The following is a 20,269-nucleotide window of genomic DNA, read 5'->3' as shown; positions in this document are numbered from 1 at the left end:
TCTGGAAAGGAAGACTGCCTTGGACGGAACCATGAAAGCTTTAACTTACCACAGCCGTATACTCAGCCGGACGTTTGACCTGCCCGTTTATCTTCCTCCCCATTACAGTCCGTTATATACCTATCACCTGGCCATTGCCCAGGATGGACGTGATTATTTTCAGCTCGGAAAAGCGGGAAGGAAACTGGAAACGGCAATGAAAGACGGCGCGGAGCAGACCATTGTAGTTGGTGTCCCCTATCCTGACACAGCAGTACGAAGGACATGGTATCACCCGGATAATCCGGACCACCATGCCTACATGTCTTTTCTTGCATCAGAACTTCTGCCTTTTCTGGAACAGACTTTTCCGACCTATGAACTTCCGTATGGGCGGATATTGATGGGTGACTCTCTGGGAGGAACCATCTCTCTTTTCACAGCCCTCGATTACCCTCATACATTTGCGCGGGTGATAATGCACTCGCCGTTCGTCAATGAGACCGTTCTCGCAGCTGTCGAGGAGAAAAATTGCTGGAAAACGTTCGATATTTATCACACCATCGGACAAGACGAAACCGATGTACATACAACGGATGGAAAGATCGTCGATTTTCTTACTCCGAATCGAAATTTAAAGGAACGCTTCCGGCAGGAAGGCAGTCGTTACTTCTATGATGAACTGGCTGGAGGACATAACTGGGCTGTATGGGAAAAAGACCTTCCGCGTGCTCTGCGTTTTATGCTTCACAATGATGATGGAAAGGAACGATCCTTATGATAACCGTATATGAGGCCCGGCATGACAACCAGCGTCGTGATGCATTTCATGTCAGACATCAGGTGTTTGTTCTGGAACAGCATGTCCCCGAAGAACTGGAAATGGATGATCAGGACAAAACAGCTTACCATTTTACGGCATATGACAACGACCTTGCAGTTGGAGCGGGCCGCCTCCGCTTCGTTGATCAATACGGTAAAGCAGAGCGGGTGTGTGTCCTGTCCTCCCACCGCTTAACCGGTGCCGGACGGGCCATTATGGAAAAAATGGAACAGACCGCCAAAGAAAATGGCGCAGCCGGCATGAAGCTGAATGCTCAGATCAGCGCATCCCGATTTTATAAAAGCCTCGGCTATTCCGTAACGTCAAATGAATTCTATGATGCCGGCATTCCCCATGTCGAAATGAAAAAAACGTGGCGTTGAACCTTCGTGCGCAAAAACAGCCGGTCATACTGGAAAAGCAGCTTCAGGAAAAAACCTGAAGCTGCTTTTATTATGCCTGAAGATCCAGCTTTTCCCCTTTGCCATAGAGCTCTTGTTCTATTTCTTTTCGTTTACCCGTTAAAAGTCTTTCTTCTTCATGACGGTAAGCATTTCGTTCATCCTCATCACGAAGTGCCGGAAACAGCGCTTCCTGTACCCGGTCCAGCCGGGCCACAGCCGGTTCCTGGTCCACTTTGCGGTTTCCATAGTTCACAGCGGCTTCATTGGCAACAGGTGCAACATATCCCATGATATCACCTCTTCCATCTTATTCCGTCAACAAACTGATGTGTACCGTGGTTAGTTATCATATACCCTTATTTCATTTTTTTAATCCTCTTTTTGAGCGTGGGAAACGCCCATTTATAGTTTCTTTGTCTAATATCATACACCTTTTCCGGGCTGTAGATATATGATGATAAGGAAATGAGAGCTAAAGGAGTGAATCTAATGGGATGCAGAAAACATGATGACGCTGCAGGAAGCTGCGTCTGCGATGCTGTTGCCGCCATCAAAAAAGCTCAGGATCAAGTGGACAACAACGGAGGCGACTGCAGAAACAGCTGCTTTAACAGTTTATTAAGCCCTGCCGGTAACAATAACGGGCTCGACACCGTTCCATTTCTTCTGCAGACAAAAAAAGGAGAATATTTTTATTCCGTTGGGGCCGTTGGTAGAAATGACTGTTTCCAGACGGTTTTCTTCCGTGTCGAAAACATCGATGAAGACAATTGCTGCGCGACTCTTTCCCTGCTCCGTCCGGACAGTGAACTTGATTTCGATAAGTGCTGCGTGGATCCGACGTCTTTATGCGATGTCGATGAACTGGAGAGAACCCGTTACTGCATCGAAGTCGACCTCGATTGTTTCTGTGCCATCCAGTGCCTGGATCCAAACCTTGTCGGCGATATCGATCATCACTGCAAATAAAGTGTGTATCACAATCAGCCGGAGCCATCCGGCTGATTCTTTTCGTTACAGACTGACAATATGCATCCGGGTCACATCTTTCACCGGTATGGCGATTTCATTGAAATTTCTTCTGTCCCTGAACGTTATTTCTTCTTCTGTCGTATCCAGAATATCTCCCTGTACATACTGGTCTTTTGTCTCACAGGCTATTACCGGGTGAAGAAAATGGGGAAGCGTTTCTATATATTCCAGAAGCTCCCGGATCGTCTGTTCCGGATTTTCCCTGTCCGTATCTTCCGGGTCCTCCGGGTCCTCCGGGTCCTCCTTTTCATCCTCGGTTTCACGCGGTTCCATATTTATCGATTCTTCTGCTGCTTTCATGGTGCGATTATTTTTTCCGGCACTGCCTTTTCTTCGTTTTTTTGTTCCCGCATTCTTTTTAATGGAAACAGTCTGTCCGGGCCCTGTTAACGGGGTGAAAGCAGGTTGTTCGATGTAATATAAAGGACCGGCCTCCTGTTTTTGTTCATGTTCTTCCTGTTCCATCTTGAAACCCCTCCCTCGGCATACAATCTTCTCCTGAAGTCATTATATGCGCGTTCCTCTGCTTCATACCATTTTTATCTGTTACCGGAAGCGGACTGTGGTCAAATGCAAAAAAAGAGCTCCGGTCCATAACGATGGAATCCGGAACCCTTTTTTCGAGTAGCTGCGTTTAACAAACGTAGGCAGACCCAACGATCACAAGCAGGATGAACAGAACAACGATAAGCGTAAAGCTGTTGTTATAACCGTGGGACATCAGACTATTCCTCCCTTTCTAAGGAAGATTGAGATATGCCTCTCACGATAGCTGTATGCATATGGAACACCTTTGGTTCAACATCATGCTGGAATCAGGTGTCTGCCTAAAAACACCGTCCCTTATTTTACCTGCGCTGTCTTCTCTTCCCCTTTTTCCATGTTGTCCTTTTTCTCCACATGGATTTTCTGATCTTCGGAAAGGTTGGTAAAGACAACAGGTGTTATCGTGGATGATGCCTTTTCCTCAATCAGGTCAAGATCAGCGGTAACAAGAGGCTGCCCCTGTTTCACTTCACTGCCTTCTTCTACGTGTACGTCAAACCCTTCTCCTTTCATATTGACCGTATCCAGACCGATATGAACGAGAATTTCGAGGCCTTCCTCGGTTTTTATACCCACGGCGTGCTTGGTTGGAAACACATTATGAATCGTGCCGTCTACCGGAGACACAAATTCGCCGTTCTCCGGTTTTACTGCAAAGCCGTCGCCCATCATTTTACCTGAGAATACATCATCCGGAACGTCTTCAATCGGCATCAACGTACCATCAACAATACCTCCGATAACAATCGAAGAGCCTTCTTCAATTTTTACGGCTGGCTCTGCTTCTTTATCAGGATCCAGTTCAGGTGTTTCTTCTGATGGAGCAGAAGGAGCACGGCCTTCAATAATATCCTGCATCTGTGATTTCAGCGCATCGGATTTCGGACCAAAGATCGCCTGTACATTATTACCGACTTCCATGACGCCGGATGCACCAAGCTTCTTCAGCCTGTTTTTATTTACTTCTCCTTTGTCATGGACCGTAATGCGCAGTCTTGTAATGCAGGCATCGAGATTTTTCAGGTTTTCTTTTCCGCCGAATGCTTCAAGCACGTTGTACGGCAGTTCCCCGCCGCCGGAAGCGTCCGTTGAGCCGTTCTCTTCGTCATCGGCCTCTTCTTCGCGCCCCGGAGTCATTAAGTTAAACTTGGTGATTGCAAATCGGAACCCGAAGTAATAGATGACGGCAAAACACAGCCCTACCGGAATGACAAGCCACCACGGCGTGGTGTTGGGAATGACGCCAAAGAGAATATAGTCGATAACCCCTCCGGAGAAGGTCATGCCGATTTTGACATCAAGCAGGTGCATCGTCATAAAGGATAATCCTGCAAAAATAGTGTGAATACCGAACAGAACCGGAGCCACAAACAGAAAGCTGAATTCAAGCGGCTCTGTAATACCTGTCAAAAATGAAGTTAAAGCAGCCGACCCCATAATCCCTGCGACATATTTTTTCTGGGATTCTTTCGCGCAGTGATAAATCGCGAGCGCCGCAGCCGGCAGACCGAACATCATAAACGGAAATTTCCCTGTCATGAACGTTCCGGCTGTAAATTCGTCCACGCCGTCCTGGTACTGAGCGAAAAAGATCTGCTGGTCGCCCGTAATCGTTTCCCCGGCAGCGTTCACATACGAACCGAATTCATACCAGAACGGATTGTAAAACACGTGGTGCAGGCCGAATGGAATCAGTGCCCGTTCAATTACACCGAAAATAAACGCCGAAATCGTTGTATTGGATTCGGTCACAAGATAGGACATGCTGTTCAGCATGTCCTGAACAGGCGGCCAGACGAATGTGAGTATCCCCCCTACGATCAGCCCTCCAAACGCAGTGGCAATCGGAACAAATCGTTTCCCGGCAAAGAATCCTAAATACTGGGGCAGTTCAATATTATAATAGCGGTTGTACATAAACGCCCCGAGAATCCCGGCAATGATACCTCCGAATACACCTGTCTGCAGCGTCGGAATACCGAGTATCTCAGCATACGCCGGATCGCCGGTCATATCTGCCGAAACATTTTCGACTACTCCCATCGTCACATTGATAATGAAAAAGCCGATAAGAGCCGCCAGGCCGGCTACGCCGTCCCCATTGGAAAGACCGATCGCGACCCCGACTGCAAACAGGACGGCAAGGTTGTCAAATACAATTCCTCCGGCCTCTTTCATCAATTCTGATACAAACTGAAACACCTCTGCTTCCAGAAACGGCATCAGGTTGATCATGTTCTCCTCCTGAATCGCCGTACCGATCGCAAGCAGCAGCCCCGCCGCCGGAAGCAGCGCGACAGGAAGCATTAATGCCCGGCCGATGCGCTGAAGCAGACCAAACGCTTTTTTCCACATCATAATTCCCCCTTCATAAGTTTGTGCAGCCGCAGAAGAAATAAAAAAGGCATGAGAGAAAGGCAGTCCGCTCAAAAGAAACGCAGGAATATATACGTATCCATATACGTATCCTGTTTCTTTTCAAACGAACCAGCCATTTCTCTCATGCCTGCTTTACCAGTCACACGGAAATGAATGGAATGATTTATTGATTTTTCCTTGAAAGCCTTTGCAAATGGAGGGTTAAATAAACCCCTTCACTTTCCGGCACAGGTTTCTTCAATGCCTGCTGCATAATTTTTATTAACTTCCAGGAAAGATTGTAGCATAACGGATATTCATTTTTCAATACATTTTTTAATGATTCCGGTTCATCGCCGTAGTCTTCGTTCTGAATACGCTCCAGAGTCTGATGCAGATGACGCAGCAGCCGCTGATGATCAAGGTCTTTCGTATTCATCGAAATATCAAGCGTTTCTTCAATTCGTTTCACAAGCTCTGACACCAGCATGGTATGTTCGTTCACTTCCTGAAGCGAGCGCTGAGTCAATGCAGTATGGATGTGGAGGGCCACAAAACCTATTTCGCCTTCCGGCATGGAAATTCCCGTGCACGTTTCGAGATGGAATAACAGGTCACGGGCAGCCTGATATTCAGCAGGATAAGCAAGTTCTGTTTCCTGCAGAAACGGGTTCCGGATTTCCATCCCCTGTTTCACCCGGTGAACCGCATAATACAGGTGATCGGTCAATGCAACGTGAATATGTTCGTGCAGCTGCACCTGAAATCTGTTTTCAAGCATAGTCATACAGTCATTCATGCACCCGATGAACGACTCATCCACTTCAATAAGAAGCTGTTTATACTGTTCCTGCTCCTGCTCATTTTTCAGCACAAAAAATTTTTCTGCGCCGCTTTCTTCCACAGGATCTCCTTCTTTTTTCCCGAAACCGATCCCTTTCCCGGTTAAAATGACCTCTTCAAACTCTGGATGAAGGGCAATGACGACGTTATTATTTAGTACTTTTTTCACTTCCATAGACCAACCCCATCTCCAATCGGACTCAGTCCATCATCTTACCTGCAATTTCTGACATCGTCAACAAAAAACACCGGCTCCTCCAATTGGACGAACCGGTGTTTTTAGAGCTTCGCTTACAACCCTACTTTATTGTAACCACCGTCTACGTGAATCGTCTCGCCGGTAATACCACGTGCCATATCGCTCATAAGAAAGAGGGCGGTATCTCCGACTTCTTCCTGGGTGACGAGCCGTTTCAGCGGTGCTTTCTCCTCCATTTCCTGAAGAACATCGTTAAACCCTCCGATACCTTTGGCGGACAGGGTCCGGATCGGTCCGGCGGAAATAGCATTCACACGGATGTTATCTGCGCCGAAGTCATTGGCAAGATACTGCACACTGGCATCAAGAGAAGCTTTCGCTACGCCCATCACATTGTAATTCTTTACGATCCGCTCCCCTCCGAGATAGGTCATCGTGACAATGGAACCTCCGTCATTCATTAAACCGATTTCCCGGATGGCTTTGGCCACAGCCGTCAATGAATAGGAACTGATGCTGTGGGCCAGCATAAAACCATCACGGGTCGTATTCATATAATCCCCGTCCAGCTCCTCCTTGTTTGCAAAAGCTATGCAGTGGGCAAGACCGTCAATGGCACCCGCTTTTTCCTTGATATCCCGGAATGTTTTTTCAATTTCCGCATCATCTGTTATATCACAGGGAAGGACGATGGACTCTTCCTGATCCAGGGAATCCGCAAGCTGACGGACATTTTTTTCCATTCTTTCGCCGGCATATGTAAAAATAAGTTTCGCGCCGGCCTGGGACAGACTCTGTGCGATTCCCCAGGCGATACTGCGTTTATTCGCCACTCCCATGATGACGTAGGTTTTTCCTTCCAGTGAAAGACTCATGTCTTATCGCTCCTTTAACGCTCGTTGATTGGTTGCTCTTAACAGGTAATGTTACGCTTATTATAGCATTGTTCCATAGGGGAAGAAAGGAGGTCCCGAATTGGAGACGTTTGATTTCATCGGCGATGTACACGGATGTTATCAGGAATTGATATCCTGGTTTTTTAAAGCCGGATATGAAAAAAAAGAGGATATTTTTCTTCATCCAATCGGACGAACCCCTGTTTTTATCGGCGATTTGACGGACCGCGGTCCTGATTCCATCAGCGTTATTAACCTTGTTTCCGATATGGTGGAGGCCGGGACCGCCTTGTACATTCCCGGCAATCACTGTGACAAGCTGTACCGCTATTTTCTGGGACGCCCCGTTAAAATCACGGGAGGCCTTGATACAACGATCAGGGAACTGGACGCCCTTCCTTCTGAGATGAGCCGGAATATCCGTCTTCGGTTTATGAAACTGTACGAACAGGCTCCCCTTTACCTCCGCCTCGATCAAGACCGGGCAGTTGCCGCTCATGCCGGCATTCCCGAAGAATACATCGGCAAGAGCGGCGGAAATGTTAAAACGTTTGTTCTTTACGGGGACATCACCGGTGCTGCAAACGAAGACGGCACACCGGAACGGCGGGACTGGGCTGCCCGTTACACCGGCAGACGCCTGATTGTATACGGCCATACTCCCGTATCCGAGCCGCGGTTGCTGCATCATACGGTGAATATAGATACCGGATGTGTCTTTGGAGGATACTTAACCGGCCTGCATTACCCTGAAATGACATTCACACAGGTTCCTTCCACCATGCCGTTTGTTCCTGAAAAATTCCGCAGCTTTGCCTGAATGGTATTAGAGAAGATGCTGCATATCCTCCGGCATTGGAGCTTGAAATGACTGCCATGTTTCCTTCACCGGATGGATAAAACGAAGGCGTTCTGCGTGCAGTGCCTGACGCTGCAGTTCCTCAGTTTTTGTACCGTATAGATCATCTCCAAGCACTGGATGACCGGCATAGGCGCTGTGCACCCGTATTTGATGAGTACGTCCCGTGAAAAGAGTGTACCGGACGATCGAACGTCCATTCCTCCTATCCATAACATGAAAACCGGTCTTTGCTCTTTTGCCGTGAGTGGTCACCTGCTGTTTCACTATGCTGTCAGGTCTGCGGTCAATCGGCGCGTCAATCAAGCCCTCCGACGGATACCAGCATCCCTCTGCTATACCAATATACTTCTTCATGCCGGGGTATGTTTCAAAAAAGCCGGCCAGCCGCTGGTGGGCATACCGGTGCTTGGCAATGGTAACAATGCCGCTTGTCTCCCGGTCAAGCCTGGACACTGCGTGGAAAGATGCTTGTATATCCTGTTTTTCATAATAAAAACGAACCGCCCCTGCCAGCGTATTGGTTTCCATACCTCGTCCAGGCAGGGTAGGCAGAAAAGGCGGTTTGTTTATCACTAACAGATGTTCATCTTCAAACAGGATATCCAAAGGAATCCGGGCGGGAGGAATGCCTTCCGGGAAAGAAGCCTGCGGCAGATAAACCTGGATGACATCCCCGTTTTGAACCTGATCCTTCCCTGATACAGGATGATCATTTTTCGTCAGCCGCCCTTCCCGGTTTACTGCTTTCCACGTGCTTCCCGACATTTTTTTGTCCTGCTTCAGAAAGGCTTTCACCTGTCTGCCGGCTGCTTCCCGGGGAACGGACCATTCCAGCTTATGGAAGCCTTCCATCCTGTTACTCCCCTTCTCCAATAAATGATTCTTTCACACGCTTCCAGAAGGGAAAAGGACGAAACCGTGCAAACCTTACATTTTCTTCGGCTACACGGCACTGAATGGATTTAATGGATTGATCCACCATCGACATATGATCCACCGTAATCTGCATTTCCACATCATTCAACGGCTTCAACAGACAGGTGTGATGCTGGGGCAGTATTAAAGGAGAGCCGATGGTCCGGTAAATCCGGTTGTTGATGGAAGCCATTTCCGTCAGCTGCATGGAAGGCAGCGAAGGATGCAGGATCCCGCCCCCCAACGCTTTGTTGTATGCCGTACTACCGGATGGCGTGGAAATACAGAGGCCGTCCCCCCGGAATGTTTCAAATGGTTCCCCTTTTATGTCTATATTACAGACAAGAGATCCTTCCAGTGTCTTGACGGTACATTCATTTAATGCAAGATAGCGGTCGGAGTCTTTAGAATCATAATGACGGACCACTACTTCCAGAAGGGGATATTCCACTACCTGAAACGGTGTCTTGGCAATATGGATCACCAGTTTTTCAACCTCTTCCGGCTGCCAGTCGGCATAAAATCCGAGATGTCCGGTATGTATACCGACAAAACAGGTATCATCCAGTCGCTCATGATAGCTGTGGAACGCTTCCAGAAGGGTTCCATCGCCTCCGACACTGATGACCACATCCGGCTTCCCGGCGTCTTCAGTCAAACCGTGTTCTTCCAGGCTAGACGTAATGTCTTTTTGTAATGCATTCGATACGTCATCTCCCCGGGATGTCACCGTAAAATGCATGGTACTGCCTCCCTGCTGTTGGAATTAGTTTGAAGATCCTTCGCGGTTTTTTGTAATGATCTGCTGAGCTTCCCGGACCTCTCCTTTTATTTTGGACATTTCTTCATCCAGTTGGAACGCCGCTTCTGCTGCCCGCTGCAGCCGTTCTTTTATTTCATCCGGTATTTCACCACTGTATTTATAATTAAGGGAATGTTCAATTGTCGCCCAGAAATTCATCGCCATCGTGCGCACTTGCAGCTCTACGAGCACATTTTTTTCACCGTCTATGGTATGGACCGCATATTCGATGACCATGTGATACGAGCGGTAGCCGCTCTCTTTTTTACGTTTAATATAGTCTCTTTCTTCCACCACTTTGAAATCGGATCTGGAGCGTATCAATTCAACAATCGTATCAATATCATTTACAAACTGACACACCAGACGGACACCGGCGATATCCTGCATTTCCCTGCCGATCCGATCCAGCGGGATATCTTTGCGCTGTGCCTTTTCCAGAATGCTCGTCACCGGTTTTACCCGTCCGGTCACAAATTCGATAGGCGTATGTTTGGAAGAGAGCTGGTACTGTTCCCGCAGCCCCTTTAGTTTCACTTTCGATTCTTCCACTGCCTGGACGTAGGGCGTTAAAAATGTATCCCAATTACTGATAACAAGCACCACCTTGTTTTCTGCATCGTTCTATTTCAGCTGAAATGCATCTTCCACTGCTTCCACCATCGTACTGCCATAGTTTCCGTTTCCCGGTACATTATCGAGAATAAAGGTCAGTTCTCCCGGGAAAAGGGGAAGCTCAAGCAGTTCAGGGCCCTTCACCCATACTTTCAGCTCTTGTTCATATGCTTTTTTTAAGGCAGGCCATACCTGCTTTGGCAGGCGGAGCTGCACGAAAGACTCGGGTGCCTCCAATGTGTATACAAAAGCCAGGGCATCCGAATCAGCAAGCATTCTCCCCCCGTCTTCAAGCTCCGTCCATTCTTTTAATGGCCAGTCTTCGATAGGTATAAGATACACAGCATCTTTGCTGTATTCAAATTCCGTCACGGTTAATACATGCTCCATAGGTACACCTCATTTCATCCATCTGTCCTTCATTTTACCATAACTCCATACGTGATTAGAGAAGCCTGTTTCCCACACTTTTCCTGATATATGTACAACGATTTCCAAACGATATGATACCATATAAGAAGCTTGTACGTCTTTACAATAAACACGAAAAGAAGGGACGGACGATTCATGAGCCGTGAAACCGAAATTGAGAAAAAAAATCTGCTGACCGAAAGAGAATTCCACCAGCTGTGTGAAACGTTCCACGTTACAAATCAGCAGTTTGAACGTCAGGCAAACACTTATTTTGACACACCGGACGGAGGAATTAAAAAACAGGGAGGTGCCCTTCGCGTAAGAGAAAAAAATAACAGCATGGTTCTTACCCTGAAACAACCCGCCCTCGAAGGCCTTCTTGAAACAAACCAGTCCCTTTCACAGGAAGAAGCAGAATCAGTACTCACCGGCCGGGGGCTGCCGGAAGGTGAAGTGAAAACCACCCTTACCGGAAGTCTGAACATCGACCCAAACCACCTTACACGGCTCGGTACACTGGAAACCCTGCGTGCCCAGCTTTCCTATAAAACCGGAATCCTGTTTTTTGATCACAGCACGTATCTGGATACAGAAGACTTTGAGATCGAAATCGAAGGGCCGTCTGAACAGGAAGTGGAAACCTGGCTCGACGAAGTCTTAAAAAAACAGAATATCCCTCTGCGGAACACTCCGAATAAAATTAAGCGTTTTTTTCAGCGTAAGCAGGAGCTCACACCGGGAGAAACCCCCGAGAGCTGATTGTTTTCCGGAGAAAGATCTGCTATATTTTCTTTAACACTACCGTGCAGGTGAGGTGAAACCATTGACGATTGATGCATTACTCCATACACTTGGACGGATGAATGCAATGCCGGGCGCAAATGGGAGGAGCCCCGCTGTTTCTTCTTTTCTGACCCCGTTCCAGACGTATCTGGAACAGGCCATGACAAGCTCCGGCACATCTGCTGTCGGAACTCCCTCTGAACCCGGGGACAGCCTTTTTTTGAATGCCGGGCAAAGCGCACATTATTTTGCATCACCGGAGCCACCCGTATCATCCTCCACTTATGCTGCCGAGGAAAAACTGTCATCCTCCGGGGACTATACCAGTGCCATTCAGACCAATGCGGAAAAATACGGAGTTGACCCAGATCTCATCCGGGCTGTCATTGAGCAGGAATCCGATTTTAACCCGGAGGCCCGCAGTCACGCCGGAGCCATGGGTCTGATGCAGTTAATGCCGGGGACCGCCAATTATTTGAATGTTAAGGATCCCTACAACCCGGCAGAAAACATTGAAGGTGGAACGAAATATTTAAAACAGATGCTCGATAAATACGATGGAGATACCACTATGGCCCTGGCTGCCTATAACGCCGGCCCCGGTAATGTAGACCGGTACGACGGTATTCCACCATTTTCTGAAACGCAGTCTTATGTTCCCTCCGTTCTCAACAACTATAACCGTATGACTTAATATGGAACGGGCCCCGCCGCGGGCCCGTTCCTTTTATGATGCAGTCATATTATTTGCTGTCATGTAACAGCATTGCTACAATATACACTAAGAAATGAAATAAATGTGAGAAAATCTGCGCGGCTGTTTCCTGTAATATGCAGGCCGCTTTATATAAATGGATAATGATGGAAAACATCCGGTATCATTTCCCTGAACCTTTTTTCTTGCATTTTTCCATTCCACTCGTTATTTTGAACAAAGTATCGATGCACTACTCACGTATTGAGGTGGAACATGAAACAGCAGGAAAGTCTTTACGAAACAATAGGGGGAGAGCACGTTCTGTATCAGTTGGTCGATACCTTTTATGCGAACGTGAAAAACCATCCGGATCTTATCCCGATTTTCCCGGAAGACCTGACCGAGACAGCACGTAAACAGAAACAGTTTCTTACCCAGTTTCTGGGGGGGCCGGCCCTTTATACAGAGGAACACGGCCACCCAATGCTCCGTGCCAGACATCTTCCGTTTACGATTACCAAAACAAGAGCGTCTGCCTGGCTCTCATGCATGGAAGACGCTATGGATGAAATAGAGCTGGAAGGACCAGCTCGTGAAGAAATTGTTCAGCGTTTAACCATGACTGCACACCACATGATAAATACACCGGAAGAATAACAGAGAAAGGAGTACGGACCAGTGAGTAAAAAAGATAATCAGCTCGATTGTAATGAAAAGCTGGGAATCTGCGGTCTTTCTCCTGAAGAAAGTGCTGTAATCGAATCACCATCATCCAAAAAACTGGAGCTTTATGTGTTCGTCGATCCGCTGTGCCCGGAATGCTGGGCGTTTGAACCGACCTTGAAAAAACTGATTCTCGAATACAGCCACTATTTTTCTGTCCGTTTTTTTGTAGCAGCTCACCTGGATGCATGGAATGTTTCAGAAAACAAAGGGACAGCCACGCAAAAGAATATGGCTGATCTGTACGAGCAGACAGCTGCCAAAACAGGGATGCCGTGCGATGGAGATATCTGGCTGGAAAATCCGATTTATTCCTCCTACGCCCCTTCCATTGCCGTAAAGGCTGCTGAAATGCAGGGGCGCCAGCTCGGCACAGTGTTTTTTAGACGGCTGCGGGAAATGCTGTTTCTCGATAAAAAAAATATTGCCGATGAATCTGTCCTGATGGAATGCGCAGAGCTTGTCGGCCTGGACACAGCTGAATTTAAAAAGGACATTCATTCCAGGTGCACGGTGCGTGCTTTGCAGTGCGACGCCAAAACAACAAAGGAAATGGAGATCGAAAAAGCCCCGACTTTTCTTTTCTTTAACGACCGTGTGGAAGATGGCGGGGTCAAGGTTTCCGGATTGTATTCTTTCGAAGTTTATGTGGAGATCATGAAGGAGATGCTTGGTGAAACGCCGGTGCCGAGAGAAAAAATGAGCCTGGAAGATTTCATGGAAGAATATGAGCTTGTTGCTACGAAAGAAGTGGCTGTCGTGTATGACTGGAGTGAGCGGGTCGCAAAAGCCAGACTGAATGAGCTTGCCCTGCAGCAGAAAATCGAACAGGTTCCGGTTAAACACGGTACATTATGGCGGATCATCCATTCCTCCTGAGCTCAGGACATAATGTTTTCCTTTTTTCCATACGATGGTACAACCAATATGGAGAAAGGAGCCTGTTATGAAAAAAGTACTCTTGGGCATCTTCAGTATTCTGATCAGCTTCTGCTTCTTTCTGCTCGGCATAATGGGAATGTTTCCGCTTTTGGCCGGCATTTTGCTGTTATATCTTTCTATTTTCTTTTCGGTCTTTTTTTACAATGAGCGCCGCCGCTTTAAAGGCGTTCGTTTTAAGTAGAAAATGGATGGTACATCATTTATAAATAAAAGAAGTTCCTCTGCCTGCACCGGCAGAGGAACTTCTTTTATTTATTCTTCAGTCTCCAGGAGTTCTTCCATTTCATCCAGCGTTTCTTCAAACAGCTTCATCGCTTCTTCTACAGGGGCCGCGGAAGTCATATCCACTCCGGCATTCTTCAGAAGTTGGATGGGATAATCGGAGCTGCCGGACTGTAGAAAGTTCAAATATCGTTCGACAGCAGGTTCTCCTTCTTCAAGCAGCTGTCTCGACAATGCAGCGGCCGCGCTGTAGCCGGTCGCATACTGATACACGTAGAAATTCATGTAGAAATGAGGGATCCGCGCCCATTCCAGAGCAATATCTTCATCTACTGTCATGTCGCCGCCAAAGTACTTTTCGTTCAGGGCATAATATTCTTTTTCCAGTACATCCGGTGTGAGAGGCTCACCAGTGGCTGCTTTTTCATGAATGAGCTGTTCGAACTCAGCAAACATTGTCTGACGGAAAACCGTGCCCCGAAAGCCTTCCAGAAAATGATTCAACAAATACATCCGCTCTTTTTTATTTTCTGTCGTTCGGAGCAGGTAGTCATTCAAGAGCGCTTCATTCACAGTGGACGCCACTTCCGCTACAAAAATGGTATAGTCGGAGTAACGTACCGACTGGGCCCGGCGGCTGAAGAAGCTGTGCATGGAATGACCCAGTTCATGGGCGAGGGTGAACATGTTGTTCACATTATCCTGCCAGTTCATGAGAATATAGGGCTTCGTCCCGTAAGCTCCGGACGAATAGGCTCCACTTCGTTTTCCTTCATTTTCATAGACATCGATCCAGCGGCTCTGGAAACCTTCCGCCACCTTGTTTACATATTCCTGCCCGAGCGGTTCCACAGCCTTTAGTACCTGCTTCTGCGCTTCTTCATACGTCACTTTCATATCCACGTCTTTCACAAGCGGGGTATAAAGATCATAATTGTGAATCTCATCCAGTTCCAGGACCCGTTTCCGCAGCCGCACGTAACGGTGAAGCAGATGCAGGTGGTTATTGACAGTGTCCACCAGCTGATCATAAACAATTTCCGGTATGTGGTTGGAACTCAGTGCCGCCTGCCGCGCCGAGTCGTAATTTCGGACACTTGCGGTGAACAAATGTTTTTTCACTTCCCCGCTCAATGTACTGGCAAATGTATTTTTATACTTCGCATACGTATCATAGACGGCCTTGAACGCATCCCGGCGTACCCTTCGGTCGTCACTTTCAAGGAATCGCAGGATACGGCCGTGAGTAACCTGCACTTCCTCCCCCTCCTCATCTTTGATGGAAGGAAATTTCAGATCCGCGTTGTTCAGCATCCCGAATGTATTACCCGGAGAGGCTGTTACTTCCGATACCTGGGCAAGAATCGATTCCTCCGATTCATGGAGAATGTGAGGACGTTCTTCATTTATTTCTTCCAGAGCCTGTTTATAGAAGGCGAGCCCTTCATGTTCACGGATAAAAGCTGCAAGCGTTTCTTCCGGAATGGACAGAATCTCCGGTGTTACAAAAGCAAGAGCCTGCCCCAGTTTTGCAGCAAGGCTGGATGCACGGTCCTCCAGTCCCTGGTAATATGAATTGCCTGTGTCCTGGTCAGCTCTCATATGAGCATAAGAAAACAGCCGGCCGAACCTGGCTCCAAGTTCATCTTCGGTTTTCAGGCATCCATATAACTGTTCCGCTGATTCACCAAGCGTCCCTTTAAATGATTCCATGGCAGGAATAAATTCCTTCACTGCTTCAAATTCCTGTTCCCATTCTTCATCAGAGGAAAATATATCCTCAAGATCCCAGGTCCATTCTTTTGGTACTTCTTCTCGTTTGGGCAGTTGTTTTGTTTCCTGTGTACTCATTCCAACACCTCCATCTTTCTCTTCCAATTTTACCGGACACCGGAACGAAAAACCAACGTTTGCATTTAAAAAGAAGGATCTGGCGCTGAAACGATACCCGGGTGTGAAAAAATAAGGGATGCTTCCTTTCTAAAATATGCGGTTATGATAATGTTTATCCATGTAATACCCTTCGTCAATCGAACGCGGCAGATACACATGATTTATTTTCTGCCAGCCGCTGCCTTTTTTTTGGAGCAGAGAGGTTCTTGTCAGCAGCATGAAGTACTGGTTCAGGGCCGTTTCGAGTTGATTTTTAACGAGGGGAGACTGCTTCACTCGGAGAACATCATCTGCAGCTATGTGAAATTGCTCCACTGCGGTTTGGAAAGAAAAGGAGTCGTAAAGGGGGAGAACATCAAGGAAAGACAAAAGGACAATGCTCTGCCAGTAATGCGGAAGAGTGTCGATAAAAGCTGATCCTTCGACAGGCCATCCTGCTTCTGCGGGGAAAAAAGGTATATCTGAACGGCGGGAGGCAAACAAGGTCCGCACATAACGACTGTCGCTATGTTGCTGCCAGCGGCTGCGGGAGTATCTCCATCCTTTCTTCTTTCTAAGCCATGCTCCGAGCCATGTTCTTTTTCCCGCTTCGACATTCGGCAGGTGGACCAAGCTGGAAACAGCTAGAGAAGTGAGCCCGGCACTATATATATCTGCGTAAGTAACAACCATGGAAGAAGCAGCACGGGGATAGAGAAAGTAAATACACTGATTCTTTGGAGAAAAATACGTGAGAGCAGTCCGAAGTCCTGCAGCGTCCTCCCGAAGACCAGTCCATTCAAAATCGTGGATGGAATAACCGGAAGATCCATGAAAACGAAGGCGGGAGGAGGAATATATCCAGATCGGGGTGATGCCGTGGGAGAGATAATCCTGGGTCCGCTTCAGAGCTTCCGCTGTTGTGATGGAAGCGCATTGAAATTCCAAAGCATAGGTCCGTCCTTTCCAGGTAAACAGAAGGTCAGCCCGGCGCTGCAGCATCGGCAGAGAAACCTCCAGCTCCGGTGCGGCGCCTCCACGCTCGAGCCATTGATACAACACTGCTTTCCCTTCCAGATGTTCCTCGGATTCCGCAGCAGACTGGCAGGAAGAAAATCGGTGGTGGGCAAAGTGCCGCCGCCGTACCATCCCCTGTTTCAAAATCACTTCTTCGCTGCAGACGGGGCAGTAATACGGGGGAGAAGCAGATACGGGAGTACAGCTGCCGGGATGCAGCATGATCTGGATGCCCTGTTTTGTAACAGCACTGTACATGTTATATGCTCCTTTCTGTGCTGCAACTACTTCGACATATATCTGCTTACCTCCTTTATTTAAAGATCCCTGTATTTTTCAATGCCTAAAAAATGAGTCTGAGACAAAAGGATAGAAGCCAACTGAAAACCCGAATAAACGACTAGCTCGCTGCGGCCGGCCACTGCGCTTTCCATGGGGACGGCTTCAGCTAACTTGGTAAAGAAGACCGCTTTATCAAGTGGATCTTCAGCTCGTCCTCCCCCCCCATAGGAGTCTCCGTGGTCGACCTCCGCTGGTTAGAAAAGCAGGCTGCCCCCGTGGAAAGCGAAGTGTATTGACGAAGCGTTGTAGGATGCAAAACAAAAATTCCGAATGATTCACTTAAGAATCGTTCGGAATTTTTCATTCATTTTATAATTTTGTCCTATCCTCTGCACGTTTGTCAGGAAAAACTTTTCCGAAGGGTCTCCAGTCCATTGGATGCCGCAACCGTTTTGCCGTATTCGCGTATACGGAAGATGGACACGTCGGACTCTTCCCCATATTCAAGGACATGACTGACCATGTCGTCCTGTTCATCTTCAGAATATTGATTATCAAACATCAGATATAAATAGTACGTTCCTTCAAAATGATAAATTTCATTCTGAACTCCCGCAGGGGCAAATGCCTGGCTTAATGCGAGGAGGTCTTCCAGATCATCAAAGGAGATGACAATTTCAAGGTAATCGGAATCTCCGTGAGCCTGTCTTGATTTTTGGGAAGAACGGAACTGTTCATCGAGCATATCGACAATATTATCATCCACCGGCATATCTTCCCCTTTGTTCTGGGATACCGGAATTTCCAGCTTTACATTTCCATCGGTAATCTGGCCGCGTGTCACCACAATCTCCATACCATTATCGAGGGCCTGGACCTGAATCCACAACGGGCCTTCAATTTCAAAATTTTCACGGTCATGGGCTTCATTAATCATTTCGAAGAATAACTCTTCCCCGCGTTCCCGGTTATACCAGATTTCATCCCGGTCAAATCCCCGATCCTCAATGTCTTTGTACGAGATATAGCATTTGACCGTCGATTCATTAATTCTTTCGATTTCCACGATTTTCTCCCTCCTTTGAAGGTAAGGTGACTTCCGCTTCCATGTTTTCTCTATTTATTACCATCATACCCTTTGACGGGCACCTGTAACCTGCATCCTCGTGTTACTGTTATTTTATACGAGAACGATGCCGGTTGTTAAGGACCAATGCTCATCCCGTCGATATTTTTGAGGGAGCGGAGCGTATGAAAAGAGAAAACGCGGTCTTCCCTGCTATTAAATGTATATTTTCAAGGAAAGAAACTGTGTTGTCAATAGTTAAATGCTGATTTACCCTTACCATATTCAAATTGAATTTTCATTATCCTTTTCCGGCGAAAAGGAATTGATTTTCTATAATAAGGATAACAAAGGTTTTACGGACATGAAAACAAAAAAACTTCTACTGCTTAAAAAAGTAGAAGTTTTCCTGTTCCGCTTTTTAGTTGACCATATCCCGGGCTTCCATCAGGTTGAAGGTGCGTACTTTCCGCGGAAGGAACCTGCGGATTTCTGCTTCATTATATCCAACCTGTAGACGCTTCTCATCAAAAATAATCGGACGGCGCAGCAGTCCCGGATGCTCGCTGATCAATTCAAATAAGCGCTGCAGGGAAAGGCTTTCCAATTCTACGTTAAGCTCCTGGAATACTTTAGATCGTTTTGATACAATTTCATCCGTGCCATCTTCAGTGAGCCGTACGATTTCCTTAACTTCGTCCACCGTTAATGGCGAAGCAAAAATATTTCTCTCTTCAAACGGTATATTATATTCTTCCAGCCAAGCTTTTGCCTTTCGGCATGACGTGCAGCTTGGAGATGTTAACAATGTAACCATCTGGTTCATCTCTCCCTTCTTCATCCGCCAGATAAGTCAATGAAGGAATTCTATGCTGTATGATGTTTCATGCCATTTCAACACAGATTCATTATACAATAATTATTCTAATTTGAAAAGTGTTTTTAATAAACAAAAACCTTTTATTATTTTCTCTTTTCCCTGCCATCACCGCTTTTATAAGTATTACACCTCTGTGATATAGATTCCCGTGATTGAAAATAGCACCCGTTTTGTTCTCATTCCACTTTTTCTGTTTGATAAAACACGTTCCTGGGAAAAAGTTGTGAATAAAATATGACAATGCCCGCAGCACGGGAAGAACCCCGGGCTGTCCCGGAGTTCTTCCTGATGTCCTGTGATTTCTCTTGAATCAGGCGGTGGATTTCATACTTGAAGGAGTCGTCGGTTTCTGGCCGCCCCCTGGTACCTTCTTCCAGTCTTTTAAATTGCCGGGAAGAAGATCTTTTAACACCTTACGCTTTTTCCGGCGTTTCTGTTTGTCTTTATTTTTCATCTTATCTTCCCTCCTATTCCTGATTATGATTATTTCTCTCTTTTGATTCATCATAGGATAACACTTCTTCAGCCGCCTGATAAGACCTTCCGTACAGTTCCTTATCTTTATACGTATGAATATTTTTATACGTGTGTTTCAACTTTTCAAAAATACCTTCTTCCGATTCATTTTCCGGGGACCAGAAGAGTATCTCCAGGGGATTGATTTTATCTGTTGCAAGCGACTTTCGATGGTAGCCGATGGCCTTCGCCTGGCGGAATCCCGCTCTTTCATAAAAACGGAAACGCTTTTTCGAATCGGTATCTTCGTAATCCAGTGGTTCCACTTCGAGAATAATCGGTTTTTTTCGTTCCTTAAGTTTCTCGATCAGTTTCATGCCCAAGCCTTTTCCCCTCGCATTTTTGGAAACGAAAAGGTAATCAATAAAAATAAAATCATCGGTTTCGACGTACATGATCACATGGTCCGGGCCTTCTTCCTTGTGATAAATATCACCTTTTTCTTTCAGGAGGAGTTCCATATGCTCTTTTGATTTCATTTCTTCCACGGGAAAGTACTGATTTAATTTTTCATACCAATTCATGCGTTCCATGGAAACCTCCGTTCACCTTCTTTCCTCCATTATATATCGAATGACCCG

Annotated in this window: 25 protein-coding genes; 9 read left to right on the top strand and 16 right to left on the bottom strand. The window is 46.8% G+C overall.

The genetic code is table 11. The annotated features are described in order from the left end of the window. Nucleotides 1-19 precede the first annotated feature (19 nt). Entirely contained in the window at nucleotides 20-760 is a 741-nt protein-coding gene (locus ACW9JV_RS07015; RefSeq protein WP_457332707.1) for an alpha/beta hydrolase, read from the top strand. Continuing rightward, nucleotides 757-1,185, top strand: coding sequence for a GNAT family N-acetyltransferase (locus tag ACW9JV_RS07010; protein ID WP_457332705.1), 429 nt, complete (start codon nucleotides 757-759; stop codon nucleotides 1,183-1,185). The genes ACW9JV_RS07015 and ACW9JV_RS07010 overlap by 4 nt, the downstream gene beginning before the upstream one ends. A 70-nt stretch (nucleotides 1,186-1,255) precedes the next feature. Here the strand turns inward: ACW9JV_RS07010 and ACW9JV_RS07005 are convergent, their stop codons facing one another. Beyond that, the gene (locus tag ACW9JV_RS07005; protein WP_457332703.1) at nucleotides 1,256-1,495 is read right to left on the bottom strand and encodes a hypothetical protein; all 240 of its coding nucleotides are present in this window, start codon (nucleotides 1,493-1,495) and stop codon (nucleotides 1,256-1,258) included. Between the two features lie 200 nt (nucleotides 1,496-1,695). Here ACW9JV_RS07005 and ACW9JV_RS07000 point away from each other — a divergent pair, with 200 nt between their 5' ends. Further along, nucleotides 1,696-2,175, top strand: coding sequence for a CotY/CotZ family spore coat protein (locus ACW9JV_RS07000; RefSeq protein WP_457332701.1), 480 nt, complete (start codon nucleotides 1,696-1,698; stop codon nucleotides 2,173-2,175). 45 nt (nucleotides 2,176-2,220) lie between these two features. Here the strand turns inward: ACW9JV_RS07000 and ACW9JV_RS06995 are convergent, their stop codons facing one another. The 5 genes from ACW9JV_RS06995 to fabI all read right to left on the bottom strand — a co-directional run bounded on the left by ACW9JV_RS06995 (nucleotide 2,221) and on the right by fabI (nucleotide 7,059). Then, complete coding sequence (locus ACW9JV_RS06995; RefSeq protein WP_457332699.1) at nucleotides 2,221-2,703, bottom strand: hypothetical protein; 483 nt, start codon at nucleotides 2,701-2,703, stop codon at nucleotides 2,221-2,223. Nucleotides 2,704-2,872: 169 nt separating this feature from the next. Continuing rightward, complete coding sequence (locus ACW9JV_RS06990) at nucleotides 2,873-2,959, bottom strand: YjcZ family sporulation protein (protein ID WP_084413961.1); 87 nt, start codon at nucleotides 2,957-2,959, stop codon at nucleotides 2,873-2,875. Between the two features lie 122 nt (nucleotides 2,960-3,081). After that, complete coding sequence (gene ptsG / locus ACW9JV_RS06985; RefSeq protein WP_457334630.1) at nucleotides 3,082-5,139, bottom strand: glucose-specific PTS transporter subunit IIBC; 2,058 nt, start codon at nucleotides 5,137-5,139, stop codon at nucleotides 3,082-3,084. Between the two features lie 187 nt (nucleotides 5,140-5,326). Next, nucleotides 5,327-6,160: a glucose PTS transporter transcription antiterminator GlcT gene (glcT, locus tag ACW9JV_RS06980; protein WP_457332698.1), complete on the bottom strand. Its 834-nt coding sequence runs from the start codon at nucleotides 6,158-6,160 to the stop codon at nucleotides 5,327-5,329. A 116-nt stretch (nucleotides 6,161-6,276) separates the two neighbouring features. Beyond that, nucleotides 6,277-7,059, bottom strand: a complete 783-nt coding sequence (gene fabI / locus ACW9JV_RS06975) for an enoyl-ACP reductase FabI (RefSeq protein WP_457332696.1) — start codon at nucleotides 7,057-7,059, stop codon at nucleotides 6,277-6,279. Between the two features lie 100 nt (nucleotides 7,060-7,159). Here fabI and prpE point away from each other — a divergent pair, with 100 nt between their 5' ends. After that, complete coding sequence (gene prpE / locus ACW9JV_RS06970) at nucleotides 7,160-7,900, top strand: bis(5'-nucleosyl)-tetraphosphatase PrpE (RefSeq protein WP_457332694.1); 741 nt, start codon at nucleotides 7,160-7,162, stop codon at nucleotides 7,898-7,900. Between the two features lie 6 nt (nucleotides 7,901-7,906). On the opposite strand, the gene ACW9JV_RS06965 is transcribed toward prpE, so the two are convergent. The 4 genes from ACW9JV_RS06965 to ACW9JV_RS06950 are packed head-to-tail and all read right to left on the bottom strand — an operon-like array spanning nucleotide 7,907 to nucleotide 10,664. Next, on the bottom strand, nucleotides 7,907-8,794 hold the full coding sequence (locus ACW9JV_RS06965; RefSeq protein WP_457332692.1) for an RluA family pseudouridine synthase: 888 nt from the start codon (nucleotides 8,792-8,794) through the stop codon (nucleotides 7,907-7,909). 4 nt (nucleotides 8,795-8,798) lie between these two features. Beyond that, on the bottom strand, nucleotides 8,799-9,599 hold the full coding sequence (locus tag ACW9JV_RS06960) for an NAD kinase (RefSeq protein WP_457332690.1): 801 nt from the start codon (nucleotides 9,597-9,599) through the stop codon (nucleotides 8,799-8,801). Between the two features lie 24 nt (nucleotides 9,600-9,623). After that, nucleotides 9,624-10,253 carry a GTP pyrophosphokinase gene (locus ACW9JV_RS06955; protein ID WP_457334629.1) on the bottom strand — a complete coding sequence of 210 codons (630 nt, stop codon included), beginning with the start codon at nucleotides 10,251-10,253 and terminating at the stop codon, nucleotides 9,624-9,626. Nucleotides 10,254-10,283: 30 nt separating this feature from the next. Beyond that, entirely contained in the window at nucleotides 10,284-10,664 is a 381-nt protein-coding gene (locus ACW9JV_RS06950) for a UPF0738 family protein (protein ID WP_457332688.1), read from the bottom strand. Nucleotides 10,665-10,841: 177 nt separating this feature from the next. Here ACW9JV_RS06950 and ACW9JV_RS06945 point away from each other — a divergent pair, with 177 nt between their 5' ends. The 5 genes from ACW9JV_RS06945 (at nucleotide 10,842) to ACW9JV_RS06925 (ending at nucleotide 14,014) form a co-directional block, all read left to right on the top strand. Continuing rightward, the gene (locus ACW9JV_RS06945) at nucleotides 10,842-11,447 is read left to right on the top strand and encodes a CYTH domain-containing protein (RefSeq protein ID WP_457332686.1); all 606 of its coding nucleotides are present in this window, start codon (nucleotides 10,842-10,844) and stop codon (nucleotides 11,445-11,447) included. A gap of 55 nt (nucleotides 11,448-11,502) precedes the next feature. Continuing rightward, on the top strand, nucleotides 11,503-12,165 hold the full coding sequence (locus ACW9JV_RS06940; RefSeq protein WP_457332684.1) for a lytic transglycosylase domain-containing protein: 663 nt from the start codon (nucleotides 11,503-11,505) through the stop codon (nucleotides 12,163-12,165). A gap of 276 nt (nucleotides 12,166-12,441) precedes the next feature. After that, nucleotides 12,442-12,825, top strand: coding sequence for a globin domain-containing protein (locus tag ACW9JV_RS06935; RefSeq protein WP_457332682.1), 384 nt, complete (start codon nucleotides 12,442-12,444; stop codon nucleotides 12,823-12,825). Between the two features lie 21 nt (nucleotides 12,826-12,846). Then, nucleotides 12,847-13,770 carry a ClpXP adapter SpxH family protein gene (locus ACW9JV_RS06930; RefSeq protein WP_457332680.1) on the top strand — a complete coding sequence of 308 codons (924 nt, stop codon included), beginning with the start codon at nucleotides 12,847-12,849 and terminating at the stop codon, nucleotides 13,768-13,770. Between the two features lie 67 nt (nucleotides 13,771-13,837). After that, nucleotides 13,838-14,014 (top strand): hypothetical protein, encoded by a 177-nt coding sequence (locus tag ACW9JV_RS06925; RefSeq protein ID WP_457332678.1) that lies wholly within the window; start codon nucleotides 13,838-13,840, stop codon nucleotides 14,012-14,014. 71 nt (nucleotides 14,015-14,085) lie between these two features. Here the strand turns inward: ACW9JV_RS06925 and pepF are convergent, their stop codons facing one another. The 6 genes from pepF to ACW9JV_RS06895 form a co-directional block, all read right to left on the bottom strand. Further along, nucleotides 14,086-15,906 carry an oligoendopeptidase F gene (pepF, locus tag ACW9JV_RS06920; protein WP_457332676.1) on the bottom strand — a complete coding sequence of 607 codons (1,821 nt, stop codon included), beginning with the start codon at nucleotides 15,904-15,906 and terminating at the stop codon, nucleotides 14,086-14,088. A gap of 129 nt (nucleotides 15,907-16,035) precedes the next feature. Continuing rightward, complete coding sequence (locus ACW9JV_RS06915) at nucleotides 16,036-17,202, bottom strand: competence protein CoiA (RefSeq protein ID WP_457332674.1); 1,167 nt, start codon at nucleotides 17,200-17,202, stop codon at nucleotides 16,036-16,038. A gap of 424 nt (nucleotides 17,203-17,626) precedes the next feature. Then, the gene (gene mecA, locus ACW9JV_RS06910; RefSeq protein ID WP_457332672.1) at nucleotides 17,627-18,292 is read right to left on the bottom strand and encodes an adaptor protein MecA; all 666 of its coding nucleotides are present in this window, start codon (nucleotides 18,290-18,292) and stop codon (nucleotides 17,627-17,629) included. Between the two features lie 421 nt (nucleotides 18,293-18,713). Further along, nucleotides 18,714-19,109 carry a transcriptional regulator SpxA gene (spxA, locus tag ACW9JV_RS06905; protein ID WP_457334627.1) on the bottom strand — a complete coding sequence of 132 codons (396 nt, stop codon included), beginning with the start codon at nucleotides 19,107-19,109 and terminating at the stop codon, nucleotides 18,714-18,716. A gap of 373 nt (nucleotides 19,110-19,482) precedes the next feature. Further along, the gene (locus ACW9JV_RS06900; RefSeq protein WP_457332670.1) at nucleotides 19,483-19,626 is read right to left on the bottom strand and encodes a hypothetical protein; all 144 of its coding nucleotides are present in this window, start codon (nucleotides 19,624-19,626) and stop codon (nucleotides 19,483-19,485) included. A gap of 13 nt (nucleotides 19,627-19,639) precedes the next feature. Next, nucleotides 19,640-20,212: a GNAT family N-acetyltransferase gene (locus tag ACW9JV_RS06895; RefSeq protein ID WP_457334625.1), complete on the bottom strand. Its 573-nt coding sequence runs from the start codon at nucleotides 20,210-20,212 to the stop codon at nucleotides 19,640-19,642. Between the last annotated feature and the right edge of the window lie 57 nt (nucleotides 20,213-20,269).

This window comes from Salibacterium sp. K-3, from assembly GCF_054052005.1.
Note: the sequence above shows the minus strand (reverse complement) of the source record. Positions and strands in the feature narration are given on the sequence as shown.

Coding starts and splice junctions, on each gene's coding strand:
- spxA (WP_457334627.1), bottom strand. CDS start 19,109: ATGGTTACATTGTTAACATCTCCAAGCTGCACGTCATGCCGAAAGGCA.
- ACW9JV_RS07010 (WP_457332705.1), top strand. CDS start 757: ATGATAACCGTATATGAGGCCCGGCATGACAACCAGCGTCGTGATGCA.
- glcT (WP_457332698.1), bottom strand. CDS start 6,160: ATGGAAGTGAAAAAAGTACTAAATAATAACGTCGTCATTGCCCTTCAT.
- ACW9JV_RS06950 (WP_457332688.1), bottom strand. CDS start 10,664: ATGGAGCATGTATTAACCGTGACGGAATTTGAATACAGCAAAGATGCT.
- ACW9JV_RS06915 (WP_457332674.1), bottom strand. CDS start 17,202: ATGTACAGTGCTGTTACAAAACAGGGCATCCAGATCATGCTGCATCCC.
- ACW9JV_RS06900 (WP_457332670.1), bottom strand. CDS start 19,626: ATGAAAAATAAAGACAAACAGAAACGCCGGAAAAAGCGTAAGGTGTTA.
- ACW9JV_RS06925 (WP_457332678.1), top strand. CDS start 13,838: ATGAAAAAAGTACTCTTGGGCATCTTCAGTATTCTGATCAGCTTCTGC.
- ACW9JV_RS06935 (WP_457332682.1), top strand. CDS start 12,442: ATGAAACAGCAGGAAAGTCTTTACGAAACAATAGGGGGAGAGCACGTT.
- ACW9JV_RS06895 (WP_457334625.1), bottom strand. CDS start 20,212: ATGAATTGGTATGAAAAATTAAATCAGTACTTTCCCGTGGAAGAAATG.
- ACW9JV_RS06990 (WP_084413961.1), bottom strand. CDS start 2,959: ATGTCCCACGGTTATAACAACAGCTTTACGCTTATCGTTGTTCTGTTC.
- ACW9JV_RS07000 (WP_457332701.1), top strand. CDS start 1,696: ATGGGATGCAGAAAACATGATGACGCTGCAGGAAGCTGCGTCTGCGAT.
- ACW9JV_RS06965 (WP_457332692.1), bottom strand. CDS start 8,794: ATGGAAGGCTTCCATAAGCTGGAATGGTCCGTTCCCCGGGAAGCAGCC.
- ptsG (WP_457334630.1), bottom strand. CDS start 5,139: ATGTGGAAAAAAGCGTTTGGTCTGCTTCAGCGCATCGGCCGGGCATTA.
- pepF (WP_457332676.1), bottom strand. CDS start 15,906: ATGAGTACACAGGAAACAAAACAACTGCCCAAACGAGAAGAAGTACCA.
- ACW9JV_RS06995 (WP_457332699.1), bottom strand. CDS start 2,703: ATGGAACAGGAAGAACATGAACAAAAACAGGAGGCCGGTCCTTTATAT.
- fabI (WP_457332696.1), bottom strand. CDS start 7,059: ATGAGTCTTTCACTGGAAGGAAAAACCTACGTCATCATGGGAGTGGCG.
- ACW9JV_RS06960 (WP_457332690.1), bottom strand. CDS start 9,599: ATGCATTTTACGGTGACATCCCGGGGAGATGACGTATCGAATGCATTA.
- ACW9JV_RS07005 (WP_457332703.1), bottom strand. CDS start 1,495: ATGGGATATGTTGCACCTGTTGCCAATGAAGCCGCTGTGAACTATGGA.
- ACW9JV_RS06945 (WP_457332686.1), top strand. CDS start 10,842: ATGAGCCGTGAAACCGAAATTGAGAAAAAAAATCTGCTGACCGAAAGA.